We start from the raw sequence: 22,392 nt of genomic DNA, 5'->3' as shown, positions 1-22,392 counted from the left end.
AAAGGTAAGGCTTGCCTGACCTCATTGAGTCACGGGTTGAGACGGCCCCCGAGGCTCAGAGGTCGTCGGCGTCGACGATGCGGTACGCGTACCCCTGCTCGGCCAGGAAGCGCTGTCGGTGCGCGGCGAAGTCGGCGTCGACCGTGTCGCGGCTGACGATCGTGTAGAAGTGCGCGGTGCGCCCGTCACCCTTGGGGCGCAGGACGCGTCCGAGGCGCTGGGCCTCCTCCTGGCGCGAGCCGAAGGTGCCGCTGATCTGGATCGCGACGCTCGCCTCGGGCAGGTCGATGGAGAAGTTGGCGACCTTGCTGACGACGAGCGTCGTGATCTCGCCCGTGCGGAAGGCGTCGTAGAGGCGCTGGCGCTCCTTGACCGTCGTCTCTCCGGTGATGACCTCGGCACCGAGCCGCTCGGCCACCTCGTGGAGCTGGTCGAGGTACTGCCCGATGACGAGCGTCGGCTCGCCGGCGTGCTGCTCGGCCAGCGTCTCGACGACGGGGAGCTTGGCGTCGGAGCACGACGCGAGGCGGTAGCGGTCCTCGGGCTCGCTCACGGCATACGCGAGGCGCTGGCCCTCGGGCAGCGTGACGCGCACCTCGACGCAGTCGGCGGGAGCGATGTAGCCCTGGGCCTCGATGTCCTTCCACGGCGCGTCGAAGCGCTTCGGGCCGATGAGGCTGAAGACGTCGGCCTCGCGGCCGTCCTCGCGCACGAGGGTCGCGGTGAGGCCGAGGCGGCGGCGCGCCTGCAGGTCGGCGGTCATCCGGAAGATCGGGGCCGGCAGCAGGTGCACCTCGTCGTAGACGATGAGGCCCCAGTCGCGGGCGTCGAGCAGGTCGAGGTGCGCGTAGGCACCCTTCCGCTTCGTCGTCAGCACCTGGTAGGTCGCGATCGTGACCGGGCGGATCTCCTTGCGCGCACCGGAGTACTCGCCGATCTCCTCCTCGGTCAGGGTCGTGCGTTTGATCAGCTCGTCCTTCCACTGCCGCGCGCTGACCGTGTTGGTGACGAGGATGAGGGTCGTAGCCTTGGCCGCGGCCATGGCGCCCGCGCCGACGAGCGTCTTGCCCGCGCCACAGGGGAGGACGACGACGCCGGAGCCCCCGTGCCAGAAGCCGTCGACGGCGTGCTGCTGGTAGGGGCGCAGGTGCCAGTCGGCCTGGTCGAGGTCGATGGGGTGGGCCTCACCGTCGACGTAGCCGGCGAGGTCCTCGGCGGGCCAGCCGACCTTGAGCAGCTCCTGCTTGAGGGTGCCGCGCTCGCTCGGGTGCACGACGACGGCGAGGTCGTCGAGGCGCTCGCCGGTCAGCGGCTTGATCTTCTTGTGCCGCAGCACCTCCTCGAGGACGGGCCGGTCGGTCGTGCGCAGCACGAGCCGGGTGCCCTCGGGGCTGTCGGCCAGACCCTCCTTGGTGAGGGTGAGGCGGCCGTAGCGGTCCATCGTGTCGGCCACGTCGACGAGCAGCGCGTTGGGCACGGCATACCGGCTGTGGGTGATGAGGGCGTCGACGACCTGCTCGGCGTCGTGGCCGGCCGCGCGGGCGTTCCACAGGCCGAGCGGCGTGATGCGGTAGGTGTGCACGTGCTCCGGGGCACGCTCGAGCTCGGCGAACGGGGCGATGGCCCGGCGTGCGGCCTCGGCGTTCGGGTGGTCGACCTCGAGGAGGAGGGTCTTGTCGCTCTGGACGATCAGGGGTCCGTCATTCATCGTGTGGGGACAACTCCGAGCGTGGGTCGAGGTATTCCGTCGGGCCCCCCGTGAGCCGATACCTCGGCCCGGGCGCGGGGCGTGCTGGTGACAGTATGGGCGCATGCGATCCCCACAGGTCGAGGCGGCGACGGGGCTGCCCCCGAAGGTGACGATCTACGAGGTCGGTCCGCGCGACGGCCTGCAGAACGAGAAGACGATCGTCCCGGCCGCGACGAAGGTCGAGTTCATCCGCCGTCTCGAGGCTGCCGGGCTCGGCACCATCGAGACGACCTCGTTCGTCCCGGCGAGGTGGGTGCCGCAGATGGGTGACGCCGAGGAGGTGCTCGCCGGCCTCGGCGCCGACGGGCTCGGGCGCCGCCGTCCGGCCCTCGTGCCCAACGAGCGAGGCCTCGACCGCGCCGAGGAGCTCGGGCTCGGTGCGATCGCGATCTTCGGCTCGGCCACCGAGACCTTCGCGCAGAAGAACCTCAACCGGTCGGTGAGCGAGCAGTACGCCATGTTCGAGCCGGTCGTGAAGCGTGCCCTCGCTGACGGGATGTGGGTGCGCGCCTACGTCTCGATGTGCTTCGGCGACCCGTGGGAGGGTCCGGTGCCGATCGAGCAGGTCGTCGACACGGCCGAGCGGCTCATGGACCTCGGCTGCCACGAGCTGAGCCTCGGCGACACCATCGGCGTCGGCACGACGGGCCACGTCCACCGGCTCCTCGAGGCGCTCGACGCCCGCGGCATCGGCACCGACCGCATCGCCGTGCACTTCCACGACACGTACGGTCAGGCGCTCGCCAACACGATGGCCGCCCTGGGCGACGGCGTCTCGGTCGTCGACGCGGCCGCGGGGGGCCTGGGCGGCTGCCCCTACGCGAAGTCCGCGACCGGCAACCTCGCCACCGAGGACCTCGTCTGGGCCCTGCACGGCGCGGGCGTCGAGACCGGGGTCGACCTCGATGCACTCGTCGAGACGTCGGTGTGGATGGCGCAGCAGCTCGGCCGCCCGTCGCCGAGCAACGTCGTGCGCGCCCTCGCCGGCGCCTGACCCGCCCACGCGTCAGTCGGAGGGCTGGTCCTTGGTGAGGTGGAGCAGCCAGTCGCGGTCGGTCCGGATCAGGGCGTAGCGGCGTGACCCGGTCTGCCCGTGGAGCACGAAGACGATCCGGTGGTCGTCGCGGGACTCCTCCTCCCACCAGCCGGTGTCAGCGACCGACTTGTGCTCGTCGGTGTAGGTCAGGTGGTCCAGGTCGTGGTCGTCGACCGCGACGGCCAGGCGGTCGTGCCGGCTCGTCGTCGGCAGGCCCTTGGGCACCGCCCACGAGCGCAGGACGCCCTCCTCCTCGAGCCGCAGGTCGAAGTGCGGCCGCGGCTTCCGGTGGTCGTGGAGCACGTATGCCGGCCGGTGACCCCCGCGGACGTCGTTGCCTGCCAAGGCTGCTCAGCTCTCGAGCGTCGCGCCGGTGATGCGGTGGACCGAGAACGACTTCTCGTGGCCGGACTCGTCGGTGGCTCGGACGCGGCCGCCCTCGACCTTCTGCGGGTGGATGAGGTGGCGGCTCGTGGCTCCGTGGCCGTCGGAGTAGCCGATCCAGACGCCGTGCCGGTCGGCGACGGCGTCACGCAGCAGCGAGAGGGTCACGACGGGGTCCATCGCCTGGATGCGCGGTCCGGGTCGGGTCTCGTCCTCGACGCGGCGCTGGTCGGCGGTCGCCTCGGCCGCGCGCAGCCCGTCGACGAGCGACTGGGTGTAGGGCCGGTCGACCGGGGAGACCATCGGACCGGGACCCCGGCGGCGTGCACCCGCCCGTCGGCGAGGTGTCTCGGCGTGGACGACGGCGCCGTCCTGCCCCTCGTGGACGGGGGCGAAACCGTTGTCGCGCAAGAGCTCGACGAGGACGCGCGGGTCCGCCGACGAGACGAGCACCGTCGGCGCGAGCCGCCGCAGCCGGAGAGGCGTGAGGTCGCGCGACGCGAGCATCGTGTCGAGCACGGCCTCGTCGTCGGACCGGATGTAGGCCGCCGCGCCGCCGATCCGGGTCTGGCCGTGCTTGCGCGCGACGTCGGCGACGAGGTACTCGAGCGGCTGCGGCACCGGGGTGCGGCTCGACCGGCGCACCGTCTCGGTGAAGTCGGCCGCGGTCCACCCGGCGTCGAGCGCGCGGCGCACCGACTCGGGGGTGAAGCGGTAGACGGTGGCGCCGCCGCGGGACTCGACGTCGGCGGCGAGGCGCATGAACGACCCGAGGCCGCCGACGAGCGGCCCGGGGGCGACGGCGGTGAGGTCGGCCTGGACGAGGATGTGGTCGACGGGCGAGGGCAGGTGGGCCGACATCGCCGCGGCGACGGCCTCGGCCACGGCTCCCGGCTCGGCCGACGTCTGCCCGTTCGAGGTGATGTCGGCAGCGCTGCCGTTCGCGCGATCACCTCGACCGCGGGCGGGGCGCCTGCCGTTCGAGGTGTTCGCGACACCCGCCTTGCTCGCGCCACCACCTCGAACTGGGGGTGCGGGCGGGGGGAGGAGCGGGGCGACGAGCGCGCGGCCGGCCTCGGACAGGGCGCCGCGACCGGTCACGCCGAGCCACTCGCTCTCGCGCAGCACCGCCTCGACGGCCTCGTCGAGGACGGCGGCGGACCGGTTCGGCCGGCGCCACGCCAGGCGCTCGCGCAGCGAGGTGTGGTCGGCAGCGTGGCCCGGCTCGAGGGACGCCAGCTCGCGCAGCACCTCGCGGCGGATCGCACGGATCGCCGGCCACTGCACGTCGGGGCCGAGGGCGTTGGCCGGCCCGGTGCCCGTGCTGCGCCGACCGACGAGGTGTGGTGCTCGGGTCGACCCGAGCCAGGCCACGGCCAGCGTCGACCACCGGTGCCCGGCCTCGCTCGAGCTCCACTCGTCGATCTCGGACGTGGGGGCCCACACCGGCACGACCTCGCCGTCGTCGGCGACGAGCCCGGCGGCATACGCCAGCTCGACGACGAAGGCGGTGTGCTCGGGGTCGAGGTCGAGCGCCATCTGGGTGACGCGGAGGTCCCGCACCGACAGGCCGCCGGCGCGCAGCACCCGGGGTGGCTCGGCGCCCCAGGTCGCGGCCAGCTCGTCGAGGTGGGTCAGGCACTCGCTCGCGGCACCGCCGGCAGCTGCGTCGACGAGCGAGACGGGTCGGGCCTCGATGTCGGGCGCCGTCAGCTCGGCTGACCGGTGCAGGCGGCCTTGCCGCAGCACGAGCCCGACCTCGCGGGGGAGCGCGACGCGGTCGGTCGAGACGGGGACGAGCAGGTGGTGCTCGAGCAGCCACCGGGCCGTCGTGCGTCCGGGCGTGGCCGTGGGCAGCACGCCGAAGGCCGGCCCCCACGTCATCCGCTCGAGCATCGCCCGCGAGTCGTCGGGCGCCTCGGCGACGGCGGCCCGGATGTGGTCGGGGTCGGCGTGCTCGGGGAGCGACGAGGGCCGCAGCTCACGCATCGGCGCGCCGAGCCCGGCGACCGCCGTGCCGAGGACCTCGGGCACGGTGCGCACGACGTGGTCGCCGTCGGCGCCGCGCCAGAGCAGGGCCGACTGCCACAGGTCCTGCACGATCGCGTCGACGGTCGCGGCGTCGTCGGTGCCGAGCAGGTGCAGCAGCGTGCTGCGTTCGGCGGCGTCGCCCGCGACGACGACGGCCTCGAGCACCTGCAGGTGGCCGCGGTCGAGCGCCTCGACGGCGCGTTGCACGCTGGCCCGGGTGCCGGCGCGGGCGGCGAGGCTCGTCAGGTCGGCCGGGGCGGGGCGCGCGAGATCCGGGCGCGCGAGCACGAGGTCGATGAGCTCTGCGTCGCTGCGACCGCGGATGTCGTCGGCGAGGCTCCGGCTCGAGGTGGCCATCCTCCCAACCTACTGCCCGCACGCCGTGCCTCCGACTCGCGCCTGGGACGCGCCCGCTAGCGTTGCCCCCATGAGCGCGCTCTCACCGGCGACACCCGCCGAGAACGCCCCGGCGCACCCGACCGGGCAGCAGTGGACCATCGGGCACGGCCCGTTCGAGGCGACCGTCGTCGAGGTCGGGGGCGGCCTGCGCACGTTCACCCGTGACGGCGTCGACGTCGTCGCGGGCTACGCCGCCGACGAGACCTGCGCGTCCGGCCGAGGGCAGCAGCTCATGCCCTGGCCCAACCGGATCCGCGACGGGCGCTTCACGTTCGCAGGCACCGAGCACCAGCTGTCGGTCACCGAGGTCGCCCGTGGCAACGCGAGCCACGGACTCGTGCGCTGGGCGCTCTGGGAGCTCATCGAGCTCGAGGACGACCGCGTCACCGTGGGCTACCGCCTGCACCCGCAGCCGGGGTGGGACCACTTCCTCGACCTGCGCACCACCTACCTGCTCGACGACTCGGGCCTCGTCGTGACGACGGCCGCCCGCAACGTCGGCCCGTCGGAGGCGCCCTTCGGCTACGGCGCCCACCCCTACCTCGCCATCGGCGAGACCCTGCTGCCCGACGTGGAGCTGCGCATCCCGGGGTCGACGTGGGTCGAGGTCGACGAGCGACTGCTCCCCGCCGCGAACCGTCCGGTCGACGGCGAGCCGTACGACTTCCGCGATCGCCGCCCAGTCGGCGAGGCGCGCCTCGACACCGCCTACACCGACGTCCTTCGCGACCCCGACGGCATGTGGCGCGCCACGGTGTCGGCCGCCGACCGCACGACGACGCTCTGGGCCGATGCCGCCTTCCCGTGGCTGCAGGTCTTCACCGCGATCGCCGAGGACCGCAAGGGCGAGGTCGGCATCGCCGTCGAGCCGATGAGCTGCCCGGCCGACGCCTTCAACTCCGGGCACGGACTCGTCGTGCTCGCCCCGGGCGAGGAGTGGACCGGCACGTGGGGCATCTCCCCGGCCTGACCCCGTCAGCCCGACCGGCCACGTGACGCCTCAGCGGTCGAGCAGCACGTCCGACGTCTGCTCGAGGGCCTGACGTGCGTAGCCCCGCCACATCCGGCCGACGAGCGGTAGGACGCGGGCGGCATACGTGCTCGTCGGGTGCAGCGTCCAGCTCCACGTCACCCGCACGCCCGTGCCCTCCGGCGCGAAGGCCCAGCGGCCGTCGACGTGTGAGACGAGCGGCTTGAACGCCCCGGTGAAGTCGGTGAGCACGTAGTCGAAGCGCTCGGGCCGCACGACCTCGGTCAGGCGCTCGCGCATCGTCCCGCCGTCGGCCAGGGCGATGGTCCGGGTCTGCCCGACCTCGCCCCACGGACCGGTCTGGTCGCGCACCTCGCGGATCGGCGGCAGCAGCCCGTAGCGCCGCGACATGAGGTCGGTCAGCGGGTGGGGGAGCAGGCGGTCGTAGGCGTCGGCGACCTCGACGGGCAGGGCGCGGGACGACTCGAGGTGCAGGGGCGTGGGCATGCCCCAGCGTAGGTCGGTCGGCCGGCGGTCGGGGCCTCGGCGCCTGCGCGGCGCGGAATCCGGCTTGCCCCGAGCCGTTAGGCTGGAGCGGAGCGCAAGGAGCGCCATCGAGTCGTGCCGTGACGCGGCCGACCGAGATCTGAACGAGGTGGACTGTGCCGACTGGCAAGGTCAGGTTCTACGACGCGGACAAGGGCTTCGGATTCATCTCCGAGGACTCGGGCGCGGACGTCTTCCTGCACGCGAACGCGCTCCCCGCGGGCGTCACGACCCTGAAGAAGGGCGTGCGTGTCGAGTTCGGCATCGTCGAGGGCCGCAAGGGTGCCCAGGCGCTGTCGGTCAAGGTGCTCGACCCGGTCCAGTCCGTCGCCGCCAACAAGACCGCACAGACCCGCAGGACGCCGGAGGAGCTCACCGTCATCATCGAGGACGTCGTGCAGCTCCTCGACGGCGTCGGCAACGGCTACCGCTCCGGACGCCGTCCCGACCGCAAGCTCGTCTCCAACGTCGCTCGCGCCCTGCGCGGCCTCGCGGACGAGCTGGAGAAGTGAGCTGATGACCGTCACCGCCCCCAAGACGGACGCCGTGCTGCTGGCCGCGTCCGACCTCGCCCGCAGCGTCCTCGAGGACGTCGCCGAGCCCGGAACCATCGGCGCGCACCTCGGCATGGACCTGCTCGAGGAGCGCCTCGGCATGCACTGGTTCGAGTGCACGTCGCCGGGCTACCGCGGCTGGCGCTGGGGCGTCAGCGTCGCCCGGGTGTCGCGCGCCAAGGTGGCGACGGTCTGCGAGACCAACCTGCTGCCCGGTCCCGACGCCGTCCTCGCGCCCGAGTGGCTGCCGTATGCCGACCGGCTCGCTCCCGGAGACCTCGGCGCCGGCGACGTGCTGCCCTTCCGCCCCGACGACCCCAACCTCGAGGCCGGCTTCGAGGCCACGGGCGAGGAGGACGTCGACCAGATGGCCTTCTTCGAGCTCGGGCTCGGACGCCCGCGCGTGCTCTCCGCCGAGGGGCGGGAGGTCGCGGCGAGCCGCTGGTACGACGGCGACCACGGCCCGACCGCCGAGATCGCGACGAAGGCCACCGAGCACTGCACGACGTGCGGATACTTCCTGCCGATGGCCGGCGCGCTGCGCGCGACGTTCGGCGTGTGCGCCAACGAGTGGAGCCCGTCCGACGGCCGGGTCGTCTCGCTCGACCACGGCTGCGGGGCCCACTCCGAGACCGACCTGGACCACCCCGAGCCGACGCCGATCGGGGAGCCGATCGTCGACGAGTTCGCGGTCGACCTCGAGCCGGCCGAGCGCGTCGACCGGGACGACGAGGACCAGGCCGAGCAGTCCGATCAGGCTGAGGAGTCGCACGGCTCGGACGACCCCGTCACCGACTGACCGCGCCCGACCACGACGAACCACCCGGCATACCCGGGTGGTTCGTGCGTTTCCCGGGGGCGGTGGGTGAGGTGGTGGGACCGGGGTGGGTGCGGCTCAGTCGGCGTCGCTCGCGTTGCCGCGCCCGCGCCACACGTAGACCCAGCCGATGGCGCCGAGCACGAAGCCGGCCACGCACGTCCACGGCCACCAGTCGCGGTCACCCTCGTGGAGGGCAGGCACGGCGAGGATGACGACGAGGGCCACGACCCACGCCGCGAGCCCGACCTCGATGATCCGCAGCATCGGCACGGGCAGCGGCGCGATCTGCTCCGGCGTCGTCGGCTCGGACGCCGCGGACGGCACGTCGGTCGGCACGTCGGGGGTGGTCTCGTCGGTCACGTGGACAGCCTAGGGTCTCGTCACACACACGAAACGCGCCGCCACTAGGGTGTGCGCCATGTCGACGGATACACGCAAAGCGCCCACACTGACCGGGCTCGACGGCTTCTTCAAGATCACCGAGCGCGGGTCGACCGTCGCTCGCGAGGTCCGGGGCGGCTTCGTCACCTTCTTCACGATGGTCTACATCGTGGTCCTCAACCCCATCATCCTCTCGGGCGTCGTCGACGGCTCGGGCACCATGATCGGTGGCACGACCGACCTGACCGAGAGCAAGCTCCTCGTCGCGGTCGGCACGGCGGTCATCGCCGGCGTCATGTCGATCCTCATGGGGCTCGTCGCGAACTTCCCGATCGCGCTGGCTGCGGGGCTCGGCATCAACGGCCTCATCACCGGCATGGTCATCACCCACTCAGCCGACAAGATCACCTTCGCCGACCTCATGGGCCTCGTCGTCATCGAGGGTGTCATCATCCTCGTGCTCGTGCTGACCGGCTTCCGCAAGGCGGTCTTCAAGGCGATCCCGGGGCCGCTCAAGGTCGCGATCTCCGTCGGCATCGGCCTCTTCATCGCCTACATCGGCGTCATCGACGCCGGCTTCGCGCGCCGTCCCACGACCCCCGGCTCGGTCCCGAGCGAGCTCGGCATCGGCGGTAGCCTCGACGGCTGGCCGACCCTCGTCTTCGTCGTCGGCGTCTTCCTCATCGCGGTCCTGCTCATCCGCAAGGTCAAGGGCGCGATCCTCATCGGCATCGTCGCGGCGACCGTCCTCGCGATGCTGCTCGAGGCGGTCTTCAGCATCGGCCCGCGGGTCTTCGACGACAAGGGCGCCCTGACCAACCCGTCGGCGTGGGCCCTCACCGTGCCGAAGCTGCCCGACTCGATCACCAACACCCCGGACCTCGGGATCCTCGGCCAGTTCAGCCTGCTCGGCTCGTTCGAGAAGATCGGCGTCGTCACGGCCGTCATGTTCGTCTTCTCGCTCCTGCTCGCCGACTTCTTCGACACGATGGGAACCGTCGTCGCGATCGGCACCGAGGCCAAGCTCCTCGACGAGGACGGCAACCCGCCGCACACCGACCGCATCCTCGTCGTCGACTCGGTCGCCGCGATCGCGGGTGGCGCCGGTGGCGTCAGCAGCAACACGTCCTACATCGAGTCCGCGTCGGGCGTCGAGGAGGGGGCCCGCACCGGCCTCGCGTCGGTCGTGACGGGCGTGCTCTTCCTGCTCGCGACCTTCCTCGCTCCGCTCTTCGCCGTCGTGCCGTCCGAGGCGGCGGCCCCGGCGCTCGTCATCGTCGGCTTCCTCATGATGACCCAGGTCAAGAACATCGACTGGGACGACATGGAGGTCGCCCTGCCGGCCTTCCTCACCATCGTGCTCATGCCGTTCACCTACAACATCACCGTCGGCATCGGCGCCGGCTTCATCGCCTGGGTGCTCGTCAAGATGGCTCGTGGCAAGCGCCGCGAGATCCATCCGCTGCTGTGGATCGTCGCCGCGTTCTTCGTCGTCTACTTCATCAAGGCGCCGCTGGAGTCGATGCTCACCTGAGTGACGCTGCCGCACAAGGCGGTTCGCTCCACACCACACCAGAGCACGTATGCCGTGAAGGCCTCCTCCCGCTCGGGAGGGGGCCTTCACGCGTCGGGTCTGCGGATCGGAGCGTGCCCGGTCTGTCCAGGGTTGGGAATGGTTAGCCGAGGTAATGAGTTAGGCTAAGCATCACCAGACTGCACTTCCGAGGATCCGCCCTTGACTGCCAAGAACCCGACCATCCGGCTCTCCAGAGCCGAGCTCGTCTCACTCTCCAACGACATCCGACTCGCCTGCATGCGCATCTCGCGGCGGGTCCGTTTCGAGTCCGACCGTGAGCTGCCCCCGCACCAGTTCTCCGTGCTCTGCCGCCTCGAGGCCACGGCCCGCACCAACAGCGAGCTGGCCGACATCGAGCGCGTGTCCGCCCCGAGCATGAAGCGCACGACCAACATGCTCGTGGAGCGCGGCTACGTCGCCCGGGCCGACGACCCCACCGACGGCCGACAGGTGATCCTGTCGCTGACCCCCGAGGGCCGCAAGGCGCTCAAGCGGATCCGGAAGCACCGCGACGAGTGGATGCTCTCGCGCTTCGAGCAGCTCACCGACGACGAGCGCGAGCTGCTCCAGCGGGCCGCCGCCGTGCTGGCCAAGGTGGCCAGCGAATGAGCCCCACCTTCCACTCCCTCTCGATCCCGAACTACCGCATCTACGCCTCCGGCGCGATCGTCTCCAACGTCGGCACGTGGATGGGGCGCGTCGCCCAGGACTGGCTCGTCCTCACGGTCCTCACCGACCACTCGTCGACGGCGCTCGGCATCGTCACGGGACTGCAGTTCCTGCCCTTCCTCATCCTCGCGCCGTTCGCGGGGATGCTCGTCGACCGCTTCCCGAAGCGGCGCATCCTCTTCCTCACCCAGACGGCGCTGCTCGTCACCGCCCTGCTGCTCGCGGTGCTCACCGCGGCCGGGGTCGTCGAGCTGTGGCACGTCTACGCCCTCGCCTTCCTCCAGGGCGTCGCGACGGCCGTCGACAACCCGGCCCGGCAGACGTTCGTCTCCGAGATGGTCGACACCGAGCACCTGCCCAACGCCGTCGCGCTCAACAGTGCCTCGTTCAACCTCGGCCGCCTCGTCGGGCCCGCCGTCGCCGGCCTCGTCATCGCGTGGTTCGGCATCGCGCCCGCGCTCTACGTGAACGCCGCGACCTTCGTCTTCGTCCTCGTGGCGCTCCTGCGGATGAACACCAGCCTGCTGACGCCCTCACCGCGCGCCCGAGGCAAGGGTCAGATCCGTGAGGGACTGCGCTACGTCAAGGGACGGCCCGACCTCGTGCTCATCATGGCGCTCGTCTTCGTCCTCGGGACGTTCGGGATGAACTTCCAGCTGACGATGGCGCTCATGGCCACCAAGGTCTTCGACAAGGGTCCGGGGGAGTACGGCCTGCTCGGCTCGATCATGGCGGTCGGCTCCTTGACCGCCGCCCTGCTCTCGGCCCGTCGCGCCCGGCCCCGGATGCGGGTCCTCCTCGTCGCGCTCGCCGGCTTCACGGTGTCGACGGCCTTCCTCTCGACGGCGCCGAACTACGTCATGTTCGCCGTCTTCCTCGTGCCGACCGGCCTCGCCGCCCTGACCGCGCTCACCACGGCCAACGCCATGGTCCAGGTCAGCGTCGACCCGGTGATGCGGGGACGGGTCATGGCCCTCTACATGGCGATCTTCATGGGAGGCACGCCCATCGGCGCGCCCGTCATCGGGTGGATCGGTGACGTCTGGGGGCCCCGCTGGACGATCGCCATCGGCACCATCGCGGTGGGCCTCAGCCTCGCCGCGGTTGGACTCTGGGTCGCACGTCGGCAGAATGTCGCGGTGACCATCCAGACCCAGCGGCGCCCCCGACTCCGGATCCAGCTCGCCTCGGTGGTGTCCTCGGCCCCCGAGGTGACCAAGTGAACTTCAAGTTCCGCCACCGCATCACGGTCGCGGCGCTCGTGCTCTTCATCGCCATCGCCGTCATCGCCGCGTTCGTCAACCGCTGAGCCGTCGGGCGAGGCCCGACCCGGGCCAGGCCCCTCCCCACGGTGCGGACCGACGTGTGGGCGGGCGCAAACGGGACCGGACCGCGTCCCTAGGATGGGCGTCTGCCCCACCCGTCGAGACCAGTGCGGAGGAGCCACCATGGCCGCCCAGAGGTTCGTCGACCTGCTCAACGAGCAGATCGGCCACGAGTACGCCGCCCACCAGCAGTACGTCGCGATCGCGGTCTACTACGACACCCTGACGATGCCGCAGATGGCAGCGCTCTTCTACCGGCAGGCGGTCGAGGAGCGCGACCACGCGATGATGATGGTCCAGTACCTCCTGGACACCGACTCGACGGTGGCGATCCCGGGCGTGGCCGCGCCGACCAACACCTTCGCTGACATCGTCGAGCCCGTCGAACTCGCCCTGGTCCAGGAGAAGCGCGTCAGCGACCAGATCAACGCGCTGACCGCCGTCGCCCGCGAGGAGCACGACTTCGCGTCCGACCAGTTCATGCAGTGGTTCATCAAGGAGCAGGTCGAGGAGGTCAGCTCGATGTCCGACCTGCTGACCGTCGTCCGGCGCAACCGCGCCGACGTCGAGAACATCGAGGAGTACCTCCGCCGCGAGGCCAGCAGCGAGGAGGCCGACGCCTCCGCGCCGCCCATCGCCGGCGCCGGCGCCTGACGGTCGCCCCGTCACGCGCGGCTGACGCCTGCCGCCGAGACGACGAGAGCGGCCGCCCGGACGGGCGGCCGCTCTCGCGGTAAGGGGTGCTGCTCGGCCGACGGGGGTCGTTCAGCCGAGCAGACCTCCGGTGGGACACGTCACGACCTTGGTGTCGAGGACGCAGACGACCTTCGCGGTGAGCGGGTCGAGCACCCGGACGAGGTCCTTGGGGTCGCCGCTCAGCAGCGGCAGGTGCGGCAGGGCGAGCAGCCGAACGATCTCGGCCGGCAGGGTCGGGACGGGCACCTTCGGCACGGGCGGAAGCGGCACCGTCACCGACGGCAGTGGGACGGCGGGGACCGACGGCAGCGGGATCGGCAGGCCGGGCGCGCCGGGCTTCGGCTTCGGGACCGGCTTGGGCGACGCCGACGGCTTCGGTGACGCCGAGGGCTTCGAGGTGCTGGACGGTGCGGGTGACGGCTTCGCCGAGGAGCTCGGTGTGGGGCGTGCGCTCGGCGAAGCCGTCGAACGGGGAGCCGGCGAACCGGCATACGCGAAGCCCGAGCCCTCGGGGGTGGCCGAGCCACTCCCGGCAGCGGGGCGGGCGGCGGGGATCGCGCTCATCGGGACCACGGCCACGCCGCGGCGGTACGCGTCGGCGATGGACAGCACCGTGCGCACGTAGGAGTCGGAGTGGTTGTAGCGCAGCACGGCGTCGTAGGCCGCACCGGGATTGCGCAGGTCGGTGCCGCCCGAGCAGAGCAGGACGCCCGCGCCGGTGGTCGCGTCGGTCAGGCTCTGCGGGTTGGCGACCCCGTCGCCGTCACCGTCACGGCCCGCCATGGACCACGACGTCGGGATGAACTGCATCGGGCCGACGGCGCGGTCGAACGTCGTGTCGCGGTCGAGGGCACCGCCGTCGGTGTCGGTGATGCGGGCCGTGCCGCGGGACCCGTCGAGCGGGATGCCGATGATGCCGGGCCGGGCGATGCCGCTCGCGTCGAGGACGTTGCCGCCGAAGCGCGCGTGGTTGCTCTCGACGCGGCCGATGGCCCCGAGCAGGGCCCAGTCGATGCCGCACCCGGGCTTGATGCTGCCGAGGACGCCGGCTGCGCGCTGGTAGGCCGTGACGGCCACCGCGGGTATGCCGTTCGCGTCCAGGCGGACCGGCGCGAGCGAGTCGATCGCCATGATCGCGCCCTTGGCCGGCCCGGCCACGTTCACGCGGGCGTAGTCCTGGGTGAAGGTCTGGTAGATCGGGGGCAGCTGCATCGGCGCGGGCGCCGGGCCGGCCTGCGGGTAGAGCGGGCTGCCCTCGGTGATGGCCTGGTCGGGCACGGTGATCGCCGACGTCGGTGCGACGGTGTCGCTGCCGCGGGTGGCGGCGAACGCGATGCCGGCGGTCGCCAGGGCGATGACCGGCACGGCTGCAGCGACCCGGCGCGCGGTGGTGCCTGCGCGGACGATGCGGACCATGGTGACTCCTCGGAAGCGACGGCCGCCCCCTTTGGCGGTCTGCACGGATCAACGAGGGACGTACCCAAAGGTCACGCGCTCACAGCGGGCGTGCGCGCCGAGAGCCAGCGCCCGGCATACGGGAGCTGGCCCTCTGGGGACGCGGGCGGGCGGTCAGCCGAGTGCTGCGACCACGTGGTCGATCGCCTGCGTCAGCTTCGTGACGTCCTCGGGGTCGACGGCCGGGAACATCGCCACGCGCAGCTGGTTGCGGCCGAGCTTGCGGTAGGGCTCGACGTCGACGATGCCGTTGGCACGCAGAGTGCTGGCCACCGCGGCGGCGTCGATGGAGTCGTCGAGGTCGATGGTGCCGACGACCTGCGAGCGGGCAGCCGGGTCGGCGACGTACGGCGTCGTCCAGTCGGTCTGCTCGGCCCAGCCGTAGAGGCGGCTCGAGGAGTCCTCGGTGCGACCGGTCGTGAACTCGAGCCCGCCGTTGCCGTTCATCCAGTCGAGCTGGCTCTTCATGAGCGCGAGCGTGGACAGCGCGGGGGTGTTGTAGGTCTGGTTCTTCAGCGAGTTGTCGACCGCGGTCGGCAGGCTGAAGAAGTCGGGGACCCAGCGGCCCGTCGCGGCGATCTCGTCGACGCGGGCGAGCGCGGCGGGGGAGAAGGCCGCGAGCCACAGGCCGCCGTCGGAGGCGAAGCACTTCTGCGGGGCGAAGTAGTAGACGTCGGTCTGGGTGATGTCGACGGGCAGGCCGCCGGCGCCGGAGGTCGCGTCGATGAGGACGAGCGCGTCGTCGTCGGCGCCCTCGACGCGCTGGACCGGGGCCATGACGCCGGTCGAGGTCTCGTTGTGCGGCCAGGCGTAGACGTCGATGCCCGCCTCGGCTCGCGGCGAGGCGAGCGTGCCCGGGTCGGCCTTGATGATCGTCGGGTCGCCGAGGAAGGGGGCTGCCGCCGTGACGTTGCCGAACTTGCTCGAGAACTCCCCGAAGGCGAGGTGCTGGGCGCGGTCGCGGACGAGGCCGAAGGCGGCGATGTCCCAGAACGCCGTCGAGCCGCCGTTGCCGAGGATGATCTCGTAGCCGTCGGGCAGGGAGAAGAGGTCGCGCAGGCCCTGGCGGACCTCGCCGACGAGGTTCTTGACCGGCGCCTGGCGGTGTGACGTGCCGAGCACCGTGCGACCGAGGGAGCTGAGGTAGTCGATCTGCTCGGGGCGGACCTTCGAGGGTCCGGAGCCGAACCGTCCGTCGGCGGGCAGCAGCTCGGCCGGGATGGTGATGGGCTGGGTCACGACTGGTGCTTCGGTCACGGATTCACCCTTGCGAAGTGCGGCCACGCTACGGTCTCGTGGCGGACGTGTTGAGGTCGGATGACGCCGTTGTCACCGCTGACATTCAACCCCACGTGCCCACCCCTTGGACATCGCTGCTCGATGTGTGGACGCCCACGCGGCGCGCGGGCGGGGTGCGCGGTGGTTCGGGAGATGCGTCCCCGCACCAGGAGTGCGCGTCGGAACGCGCATCTCTGGCACGAACCCGCACCGTCGGGGTGCTGCGTCACCACTGTCCACAGGCCCGGAGCGCCGGAGGCGTCCGACGCGCCACCATGAGGCGATGGATCTCGACCAGCTCGCCCACCGCGACGTCGTCAGCGCTGCCCGACTCTGCGCTGCCGGCCACGGCCCGGCTGCCGTCGCGCGAGCCGTGCGCGCCGGCCTGCTGACCCCTCGGCGTGGGCCCGACGCGCCACGGACGCGACGTGAAGATCCACCGCTCGCTCCCGGCATACGGCCTCGCGCACGGCACCTCGGACGACCGGGTGGCGACCGCGGTCGGTGTCGTGCAGGCCGGGTTGGAGGGGGTGCCGCTCAGCGCCCTCGTGGCGGCCGACGCCGCGCATCGAGTCGCCGGGGGAGAGCGTCATCGGCCACCGGCTGCGGGCCCTCGGCTACCGGCTCGAGCCGCAGTTCGAGGTGGCCACGGATGTCGGGGACCGGTACGCGGACTTCCGGATCGAGGGCACGCGGGTCCTCGTCGAGTTCGACGGCGCCGAGAAGTACGCCGACAAGCGCGCCGCCTTCGGGGAGAAGCGGCGCGAGGACGCCATGCGGCGCAAGGGGTGGCTCTTCGCGCGCTACGTCTGGGCCCCCGCTCGACGACGTCGCCCTCATCCGGGCTCGCACCCAGGCAGCCATCGTCGACTCTCGACGTTGGGCAGCGTGAGCGCAGGTGTGCGCTCGTCCCGCAGGTGGCCCTCGGCCCCAGGAGTGCGCGGTGCATCGCGCACTCCTGAGACCGGCGCGCACGCGTGGGTGCGCCCGGTCCGGTGGCGTCAGCGGACGATGCCGCCGAGCGACGTGCTCGTGAAGGCGCCGACCCGCCCGTCGTAGACCCGCAGCTCGCCGCCCGAGCCCCGGCCGAAGAGCAGGAAGGTGCCGTCGGCGCGCGTCACGACGTCGGGGGCCGACGTGAAGGCCTGAGGTGTCCCGACGAGGAGGCTGCCGCGCTGGACGACCGCGCGGCCGTCGACCCCGTTGCCGACGGCGACGAGGGCTCGACCGGGCCAGGCGTCGCCGAGGGCGCGGTCGGACCACGCCGCGAGGTTGTCGCCGCGCTGGACCCAGCTGCTCGTCGCGGTCGTCGGGTAGAAGGTCCGCTCGTAGGTCGCACCGTTGGTGCCGCGGCCCGTCACGAGGTTGCCGCCGCTCGCGGGGTTCGCCGACGCGGACAGGCCCGACGTGAAGACCCCGCCCGCCGAGATCCAGCCTTTCCACCGCGTGCCGTCGAAGTGCTTGCGCCAGGCCGATCCGGTGGTCGCGACGGCGAAGACGTCCATCGTCCCGTTGCCGAGCGAGGCCCCGTGCTGGGCGACGACGGTGCCGCCGAGGTTGGCCGACCCCTTGCGTATGCCGTCCTGGTACCACGTGTGGACGAGCTGCCTCGCGCTGTTGCGGGTGAAGAGGTCGACGCGCCCGGAGCGTGAGCTCGTCGCCGACGGTGCATCGGTGGAGGTGACCCCGGCCGAGATCCAGGAACCCCACGAGGCCCCGTCGTTGGTGCTGCGCTTGAACGAGACGGCGTCGTTGGTGCCGCGGATGAAGGTCGTGACCTGCGACCCGGTGCGCGCGGCGGTGACGCCGACGGGCGAGATGAGGCTGCCGCCGGACCGTCTCGGCACCGTGGCTCTCGGGGTGATGCGGACGATCTTGTCGTCGGTGCCGTTGGAGGTCGTGAACCACAGCGCCCCGTCGGGCCCGAGCTGCACGGCTCGGATGCGGCCGTAGCCCTGGGCGATCGCCATCCGGGTCACCGTCGCGGGGCGGGTCGTCGTGGGGGACGGGTTGAAGCGCATGAGGTAGATGCCCTGGCCCTTGAGCAGGCCGACGGCGAGAGCACCCTGCCACTCACCCCAGGCCGAGCCGCGCAGGAAGGTGGCCCCGCTCGTCGCCACGGTCGGGTCGCCCGAGGACCACAGGGCCACGCGGGCGGTCGGGAACTTGCCGAGGTCGGTCATCGGGGTGGTCTCGTCGTAGCCGGGCACGGGATCCCAGCCGTAGTTGCCGCCGCGGACCGAGAGGTTGATCTCGTCGTCGCGGCTCGTGCCGTGCTCGGCCGACCACAGCTCGGTCGTGCCGGGCCGCACGGCGAGTCCCTGGATGTTGCGGTGCCCGTAGTTCCAGACGTAGCGGGCGTTGCCACCGCGGGAGTAGAAGGGGTTGTCGGTCGGGACCGTGCCGTTGGCGTTGACCCGGAGCACCTTGCCGCCGAGCGAGCCGAGGTTCTGAGGGTTGGTCCCCGTGGCCGCGTCGCCGGTGCCGACGTAGAGCTTGCCGTCACCGCCGAAGCGCAGCCGGCAGCCGGAGTGGCGACCGCTCGTGACGGGCAGCCCGGTGACGACCGGCGACCCGTCGGAGACCGCGGTGGTGTCGCCGGTCAGTCGCCAGCGCAGGACGCGCACGTCGAGCGGGTTGCCCGCCGAGTCGCGTACGGCCTGGCAGGTGTAGAAGCGCTTGTTCGTCGCCGCGGATGGGTCGGAGACCATGCCGAGCAGGCCGCCCTCGCTGTTGACGTAGAGCGAGGGGAAGCCCGAGATGGCGACGCGTCGAGGGGCGTTGCCGCCTCGCTTGCTCCAGACCTGTCCGGCACGCAGGTCGTAGAGCATGAGGTCGCCGACCCAGGTGATGTCCCACGGGTAGCTGAGGCCGGACACGACCGTCGTGGCCTGGAGGGTCGGCGCCGCCTCGGCCGTGGGCGTGGGCTGGACGGCGAGCGCACCTCCCGCGACCAGGGCGCCGACGAGGGCGATCGATCCTCGGACTCGCAGTCGCTGCACCATGCTGACTCCCCGACTCGGTGACCTGCTGGCTCCGCTCGCGAGGCTACGCGCGAGCGGGCAGGTCCGCGCGTCGAGAGCTCAGCGGGACGTCGGGTGCGGCGACCGCCGCTCAGTGCCGGTCACCACTCGAGTGAGCGCCTGGTCCCACTCGAGTGAGCGCCCGGTCCCACTCGAGTGGCCCCGTCGTCCCACCTGCCACACGCTCCTGGGACGCCGCGATCGCTCGACTGGTGCGACGCGCTCACTCGAGTGGCCGCGTGGCCCCAGCGGTCGCATCGGTCCCAGTCCCGGGTGTGACGACGGGGCCACTCGACGGGGTGGGCCTGCTGTCAGTGGGAGATGTCGGGCGTCCAGCCGGCGACGTCCTCGGGCTTGCGCGGACCCTCGCCGATGTAGCGCGACGACGGCCGGATGAGCCGGCCGGTCTGCTTCTGCTCGAGGATGTGCGCGGACCATCCGGCCGTGCGCGCACACGTGAACATCGGCGTGAACATCGACGGCGGGACCTCCGCGAAGTCGAGGATGACGGCGGCCCAGAACTCGACGTTCGTCGCGAGCACCCGGTCGGGTCGGCGGGCGTGCAGCTCGTCGAGCGCGGCCTTCTCGAGGGCGGCCGCGGCCTCGTAGCGGGGCGCACCGAGGCGCTCGCACGCGGAGCGCAGCACGCGGGCGCGGGGGTCCTCGGCACGGTAGACGCGGTGGCCGAAGCCCATGAGGCGCTCGCCCTTGTCGAGGACGCCCTTGACGTAGGCCGTGGCATCGCCCTGCTGCTCGACCCCGTCGAGCATGTGGAGCACGCGCGAGGGTGCACCACCGTGGAGCGGACCGGACATCGCCCCGACGGCGCCCGAGAGCGCGGCGGCGACGTCGGCACCGGTCGAGGTGATGACGCGGGCGGTGAACGTCGAGGCGTTCATGCCGTGCTCGGCGGCGGAGACCCAGTAGGCGTCGACGGCCTCCACGTGCTTCGGGTCCGGCTCGCCGCGCCAGCGGATCATGAAGCGCTCGGTGATGGTGCGGGCCTTGTCGACCTCGCTCTGCGGGACCATCGGCTTGTCGAGCCCACGGGCCGACTGCCCGACGAACGACAGGGCCATGACGGCGGCGCGGGCGAGGTTGTCGCGCACCTCGTCGGCGTCGATGTCGAGCGTCGGCTTGAAACCCCACACCGGTGCGAGCATGGCGAGCGCGGACTGGACGTCGACGCGTACGTCCCCGGTGTGCACGGGCAGGGGATAGGGCTCGGCCGGCGGCAGGCCGGGGTCGAACTCGTTGTCGACGAGCAGGCCCCACACGTGGGCGAAGTCGACGTGCCCGACGAGGTCGTTGATGTCGACACCGCGGTAGCGCAGCGCCCCACCCTCCTTGTCCGGCTCTGCAATGGTCGACTCGAAGGCGATGACGCCCTCGAGTCCTGGCTTGAAGTCGGGGTCGGGCGTGCTGTCTGCCATGTGCGTCCTTGCTGTGCAGGCGGTACCACCGCGGTGTGGAGGCCGCAGCCGGGATGCGGACGGTGGGCGTCGGTCCCGGCTGACAGACTCACCGTATGCCGTCAGCCGCCGACCAGACCGTGTTTCGTGACGCCGTGTTCGCCACCCGAGACCAACATCACGACGCGGTCCGCTTCGAGGGCACCGACTTCACCGGGACCCACGCCGAGGGCCACTCGTTCCTCGAGTGCTCGGTGCTCGGCGGCACGCTCGACGAGGCGCACCTCGAGGGCTCGCGCTGGTCGGAGTGCGAGTGGGAGCGCGTGGGCGGCGTCGGCGTGACGCTGGCCGAGGCGAGCATCATCGAGACGACCATCGAGGGGTGCCGGCTGGCCGCCGTCTCCGCCTGGGGCTCGACGTGGCGCGACGTCACGGTGCGTGGCGGCAAGGTCGACTTCCTCAACCTGCGCGGCGCCCGGCTCAAGGACGTCGCCTTCGTCGACTGCGTCGTCGTCGAGCTCGACCTCCAGGAAGCCACCGTCGACGGCCTGACCTTCGAGGGGTGCACGCTCGTGTCACCGACCTTCGGTCGCGGGACGTATGCCGCGCTCGACCTCTCTGGGGCCACGCTCCGTTCGCCGGTGGGTCTCGCCGGGCTCAAGGGCGCGACGATGAGCCGCCCGCAGGTCATCGACCTCGCCGACGCGTTCGCGGCCGAGCTCGGGATCCTCGTCGCCGACTGAGCGCAGGGCGGCGTGAGCACGCTGCGCCCCGCGCGCGCGTCAGTTGATCTGGTTGGGCTTGGCCCGACGCAGCGCCGCAGTGGCGGCGTCCTTGGCGCGGTCGGTGGCCTTGACCTTGTCGTCGGGCCGGATCCGCTTCGTCAGGTCGGCCCGCTCGACGAGGGCCGTCAGCAGCATGTCGGTCTCGGGGTGGACGCCGACCGCCTCGTCACCGCTGAAGACGACCCAGTGGGCGACGTCGCCCTTGTAGACCTTGAGGATGCTGCCGTCGGCGAGCGACTTCGCGTGCGCCATCGCCTGGCGACGAGCACGCTCGCTCGAGATCGCCTTGTTGGCGGCCTCCTTGGCGGGCTCGCGCAGCGCCTGCGTGGCCACCCAGATCTGGGGGCCGTACTTGATGCCGAGCTTGACGGTCTGGGTGACGAGCTTGCCCTTGCCTGCCATGGTTGGTGACTCCTCACAGCGCCCCGGACGGGCCGGGGCTGTCGCCGGGACCGCGCGCGCCGTGGCCTGACGTCCGCGCGGACCTTCTCGGGCCAACCCTAGTGTGGGGTCATGGACAGCTCATCTCGCGAGCCGGCCCGGGAGGGCCTCGCCGCCGTACGCCGCGTCGACTACTCCGGCGACGGCCTCGTCGAGTCCGACGTGGCCGCATCGCCCTACCTTCAGGCCAGGGCCTGGGTCGATGCCGCGCTCACGGCCGCCGAGGACCGCGACGACGTGCCCGAGCCGACCGCCATCTCGGTGGCCACCGTCGACGCGACGGGCGCGCCGGACGTGCGCACCGTCCTCATGCGCTTCTTCGACGAGCGCGGCCCGGGCTTCGTGACCAACCTCGGCTCGGCCAAGAGCGAGCACCTGCAGTCCAACCCTCGTGTCGCGGCGGCCCTGACCTGGCCCGCCATCTACCGCGCGATCCGCTTCCGGGGCACGGCAGAGCTCGTCGGCCGCGACGAGGTCGAGGCCTACTTCGACGCCCGGCCCTACGGCTCGCGGCTGTCGGCCTGGGCGTCGGACCAGTCGCGCCCGGCCGCCGACCGGGCCGAGCTCGAGCGCAAGTGGCAGGACGTGCTCGAGCGCTTCCCCGACACGGGCAGCGATCACGACGTGCCGGTGCCGGACTTCTGGGGCGGGTGGCGCATCGTCTGCGACGAGGTCGAGTTCTGGGCCGGGCGGCGCAACCGCCTCCACGACCGGATCGTCTTCCGCCGCACGGGCGACGGCGACCTCGCCGACGCCGACTCGTGGACGCGGCTGCGTCTCCAGCCCTGAGTCCCGCCCACACCCCGGACACGGAACAGGGCAGCCCGACGAGTCGGACTGCCCTGCTTCATCCATGGTGTG

The 22,392-nt window shown here is 72.0% G+C and carries 21 protein-coding genes; 11 read left to right on the top strand and 10 right to left on the bottom strand.

Going from position 1 to position 22,392, the window contains the following annotated elements:
- Positions 1 to 55: 55 nt before the first annotated feature.
- Positions 56 to 1,708: a DNA repair helicase XPB gene (locus ASE25_RS14490; RefSeq protein ID WP_056781424.1), complete on the bottom strand. Its 1,653-nt coding sequence runs from the start codon at positions 1,706 to 1,708 to the stop codon at positions 56 to 58.
- 103 nt (positions 1,709 to 1,811) lie between these two features.
- Between ASE25_RS14490 and ASE25_RS14485 the strand changes: the two genes are divergently transcribed.
- A complete protein-coding gene (locus ASE25_RS14485) occupies positions 1,812 to 2,744 on the top strand; it encodes a hydroxymethylglutaryl-CoA lyase (RefSeq protein ID WP_056781420.1) in 933 nt (310 codons plus the stop codon).
- A gap of 12 nt (positions 2,745 to 2,756) precedes the next feature.
- Here the strand turns inward: ASE25_RS14485 and ASE25_RS14480 are convergent, their stop codons facing one another.
- Positions 2,757 to 3,131, bottom strand: coding sequence for a DNA polymerase ligase N-terminal domain-containing protein (locus tag ASE25_RS14480; RefSeq protein ID WP_056826336.1), 375 nt, complete (start codon positions 3,129 to 3,131; stop codon positions 2,757 to 2,759).
- A 6-nt stretch (positions 3,132 to 3,137) separates the two neighbouring features.
- Complete coding sequence (locus ASE25_RS14475; RefSeq protein ID WP_056826334.1) at positions 3,138 to 5,558, bottom strand: helicase-associated domain-containing protein; 2,421 nt, start codon at positions 5,556 to 5,558, stop codon at positions 3,138 to 3,140.
- A 70-nt stretch (positions 5,559 to 5,628) separates the two neighbouring features.
- Between ASE25_RS14475 and ASE25_RS14470 the strand changes: the two genes are divergently transcribed.
- Positions 5,629 to 6,570, top strand: coding sequence for an aldose 1-epimerase family protein (locus ASE25_RS14470; RefSeq protein WP_056826332.1), 942 nt, complete (start codon positions 5,629 to 5,631; stop codon positions 6,568 to 6,570).
- Between the two features lie 30 nt (positions 6,571 to 6,600).
- On the opposite strand, the gene ASE25_RS14465 is transcribed toward ASE25_RS14470, so the two are convergent.
- Entirely contained in the window at positions 6,601 to 7,077 is a 477-nt protein-coding gene (locus tag ASE25_RS14465) for an SRPBCC family protein (protein WP_056826331.1), read from the bottom strand.
- 155 nt (positions 7,078 to 7,232) lie between these two features.
- Between ASE25_RS14465 and ASE25_RS14460 the strand changes: the two genes are divergently transcribed.
- A complete protein-coding gene (locus ASE25_RS14460; protein WP_056781403.1) occupies positions 7,233 to 7,628 on the top strand; it encodes a cold-shock protein in 396 nt (131 codons plus the stop codon).
- Between the two features lie 4 nt (positions 7,629 to 7,632).
- Positions 7,633 to 8,469, top strand: a complete 837-nt coding sequence (locus ASE25_RS14455) for a DUF3027 domain-containing protein (protein WP_056781400.1) — start codon at positions 7,633 to 7,635, stop codon at positions 8,467 to 8,469.
- 96 nt (positions 8,470 to 8,565) lie between these two features.
- Here the strand turns inward: ASE25_RS14455 and ASE25_RS14450 are convergent, their stop codons facing one another.
- Positions 8,566 to 8,850: a DUF2530 domain-containing protein gene (locus tag ASE25_RS14450; protein ID WP_056826329.1), complete on the bottom strand. Its 285-nt coding sequence runs from the start codon at positions 8,848 to 8,850 to the stop codon at positions 8,566 to 8,568.
- Between the two features lie 58 nt (positions 8,851 to 8,908).
- On the opposite strand from ASE25_RS14450, the gene ASE25_RS14445 reads away from it, so the two are divergent.
- From ASE25_RS14445 to ASE25_RS14430, 4 genes are all read left to right on the top strand, one after another.
- Positions 8,909 to 10,405, top strand: a complete 1,497-nt coding sequence (locus ASE25_RS14445) for an NCS2 family permease (protein ID WP_056826327.1) — start codon at positions 8,909 to 8,911, stop codon at positions 10,403 to 10,405.
- Between the two features lie 201 nt (positions 10,406 to 10,606).
- A complete protein-coding gene (locus ASE25_RS14440) occupies positions 10,607 to 11,056 on the top strand; it encodes a MarR family winged helix-turn-helix transcriptional regulator (RefSeq protein ID WP_056781393.1) in 450 nt (149 codons plus the stop codon).
- Positions 11,053 to 12,339: an MFS transporter gene (locus ASE25_RS14435; RefSeq protein ID WP_056826324.1), complete on the top strand. Its 1,287-nt coding sequence runs from the start codon at positions 11,053 to 11,055 to the stop codon at positions 12,337 to 12,339. The genes ASE25_RS14440 and ASE25_RS14435 overlap by 4 nt, the downstream gene beginning before the upstream one ends.
- Positions 12,340 to 12,564: 225 nt before the next feature.
- Positions 12,565 to 13,095: a ferritin gene (locus ASE25_RS14430; RefSeq protein ID WP_056781388.1), complete on the top strand. Its 531-nt coding sequence runs from the start codon at positions 12,565 to 12,567 to the stop codon at positions 13,093 to 13,095.
- 111 nt (positions 13,096 to 13,206) lie between these two features.
- On the opposite strand, the gene ASE25_RS14425 is transcribed toward ASE25_RS14430, so the two are convergent.
- Positions 13,207 to 14,553, bottom strand: a complete 1,347-nt coding sequence (locus ASE25_RS14425) for a lytic transglycosylase domain-containing protein (RefSeq protein WP_056826322.1) — start codon at positions 14,551 to 14,553, stop codon at positions 13,207 to 13,209.
- Positions 14,554 to 14,706: 153 nt separating this feature from the next.
- Entirely contained in the window at positions 14,707 to 15,831 is a 1,125-nt protein-coding gene (gene serC, locus ASE25_RS14420; protein ID WP_056826320.1) for a phosphoserine transaminase, read from the bottom strand.
- 543 nt (positions 15,832 to 16,374) lie between these two features.
- On the opposite strand from serC, the gene ASE25_RS14410 reads away from it, so the two are divergent.
- Positions 16,375 to 16,929 carry a hypothetical protein gene (locus ASE25_RS14410; protein WP_056826316.1) on the top strand — a complete coding sequence of 185 codons (555 nt, stop codon included), beginning with the start codon at positions 16,375 to 16,377 and terminating at the stop codon, positions 16,927 to 16,929.
- On the opposite strand, the gene ASE25_RS23510 is transcribed toward ASE25_RS14410, so the two are convergent.
- Complete coding sequence (locus ASE25_RS23510) at positions 16,872 to 18,875, bottom strand: PQQ-dependent sugar dehydrogenase (RefSeq protein WP_082622888.1); 2,004 nt, start codon at positions 18,873 to 18,875, stop codon at positions 16,872 to 16,874. The two genes, ASE25_RS14410 and ASE25_RS23510, sit on opposite strands and share 58 nt — an antisense overlap.
- 329 nt (positions 18,876 to 19,204) lie before the next feature.
- Positions 19,205 to 20,326 carry a citrate synthase 2 gene (locus ASE25_RS14400; protein ID WP_020145632.1) on the bottom strand — a complete coding sequence of 374 codons (1,122 nt, stop codon included), beginning with the start codon at positions 20,324 to 20,326 and terminating at the stop codon, positions 19,205 to 19,207.
- A gap of 95 nt (positions 20,327 to 20,421) precedes the next feature.
- Here ASE25_RS14400 and ASE25_RS14395 point away from each other — a divergent pair, with 95 nt between their 5' ends.
- Positions 20,422 to 21,048: a pentapeptide repeat-containing protein gene (locus ASE25_RS14395; protein ID WP_056781377.1), complete on the top strand. Its 627-nt coding sequence runs from the start codon at positions 20,422 to 20,424 to the stop codon at positions 21,046 to 21,048.
- A 39-nt stretch (positions 21,049 to 21,087) separates the two neighbouring features.
- Here the strand turns inward: ASE25_RS14395 and ASE25_RS14390 are convergent, their stop codons facing one another.
- Positions 21,088 to 21,492 carry a hypothetical protein gene (locus tag ASE25_RS14390; protein ID WP_056781374.1) on the bottom strand — a complete coding sequence of 135 codons (405 nt, stop codon included), beginning with the start codon at positions 21,490 to 21,492 and terminating at the stop codon, positions 21,088 to 21,090.
- Positions 21,493 to 21,603: 111 nt separating this feature from the next.
- Here ASE25_RS14390 and pdxH point away from each other — a divergent pair, with 111 nt between their 5' ends.
- Positions 21,604 to 22,320, top strand: a complete 717-nt coding sequence (gene pdxH / locus ASE25_RS14385; RefSeq protein ID WP_056781371.1) for a pyridoxamine 5'-phosphate oxidase — start codon at positions 21,604 to 21,606, stop codon at positions 22,318 to 22,320.
- The last annotated feature ends 72 nt before the right edge of the window (positions 22,321 to 22,392 follow it).

It is taken from the genome of Terrabacter sp. Root85, assembly GCF_001429185.1.
In the GTDB taxonomy this organism is placed as follows: domain Bacteria; phylum Actinomycetota; class Actinomycetes; order Actinomycetales; family Dermatophilaceae; genus Terrabacter.
This window is presented reverse-complemented; position numbering and strand designations above follow the sequence as displayed.

Coding starts and splice junctions, on each gene's coding strand:
- ASE25_RS14455 (WP_056781400.1), top strand. CDS start 7,633: ATGACCGTCACCGCCCCCAAGACGGACGCCGTGCTGCTGGCCGCGTCC.
- ASE25_RS14395 (WP_056781377.1), top strand. CDS start 20,422: ATGCCGTCAGCCGCCGACCAGACCGTGTTTCGTGACGCCGTGTTCGCC.
- ASE25_RS14490 (WP_056781424.1), bottom strand. CDS start 1,708: ATGAATGACGGACCCCTGATCGTCCAGAGCGACAAGACCCTCCTCCTC.
- ASE25_RS14445 (WP_056826327.1), top strand. CDS start 8,909: ATGTCGACGGATACACGCAAAGCGCCCACACTGACCGGGCTCGACGGC.
- ASE25_RS14430 (WP_056781388.1), top strand. CDS start 12,565: ATGGCCGCCCAGAGGTTCGTCGACCTGCTCAACGAGCAGATCGGCCAC.
- ASE25_RS23510 (WP_082622888.1), bottom strand. CDS start 18,875: ATGGTGCAGCGACTGCGAGTCCGAGGATCGATCGCCCTCGTCGGCGCC.
- ASE25_RS14435 (WP_056826324.1), top strand. CDS start 11,053: ATGAGCCCCACCTTCCACTCCCTCTCGATCCCGAACTACCGCATCTAC.
- ASE25_RS14400 (WP_020145632.1), bottom strand. CDS start 20,326: ATGGCAGACAGCACGCCCGACCCCGACTTCAAGCCAGGACTCGAGGGC.
- pdxH (WP_056781371.1), top strand. CDS start 21,604: ATGGACAGCTCATCTCGCGAGCCGGCCCGGGAGGGCCTCGCCGCCGTA.
- ASE25_RS14465 (WP_056826331.1), bottom strand. CDS start 7,077: ATGCCCACGCCCCTGCACCTCGAGTCGTCCCGCGCCCTGCCCGTCGAG.
- ASE25_RS14470 (WP_056826332.1), top strand. CDS start 5,629: ATGAGCGCGCTCTCACCGGCGACACCCGCCGAGAACGCCCCGGCGCAC.
- ASE25_RS14485 (WP_056781420.1), top strand. CDS start 1,812: ATGCGATCCCCACAGGTCGAGGCGGCGACGGGGCTGCCCCCGAAGGTG.
- ASE25_RS14390 (WP_056781374.1), bottom strand. CDS start 21,492: ATGGCAGGCAAGGGCAAGCTCGTCACCCAGACCGTCAAGCTCGGCATC.
- ASE25_RS14425 (WP_056826322.1), bottom strand. CDS start 14,553: ATGGTCCGCATCGTCCGCGCAGGCACCACCGCGCGCCGGGTCGCTGCA.
- ASE25_RS14475 (WP_056826334.1), bottom strand. CDS start 5,558: ATGGCCACCTCGAGCCGGAGCCTCGCCGACGACATCCGCGGTCGCAGC.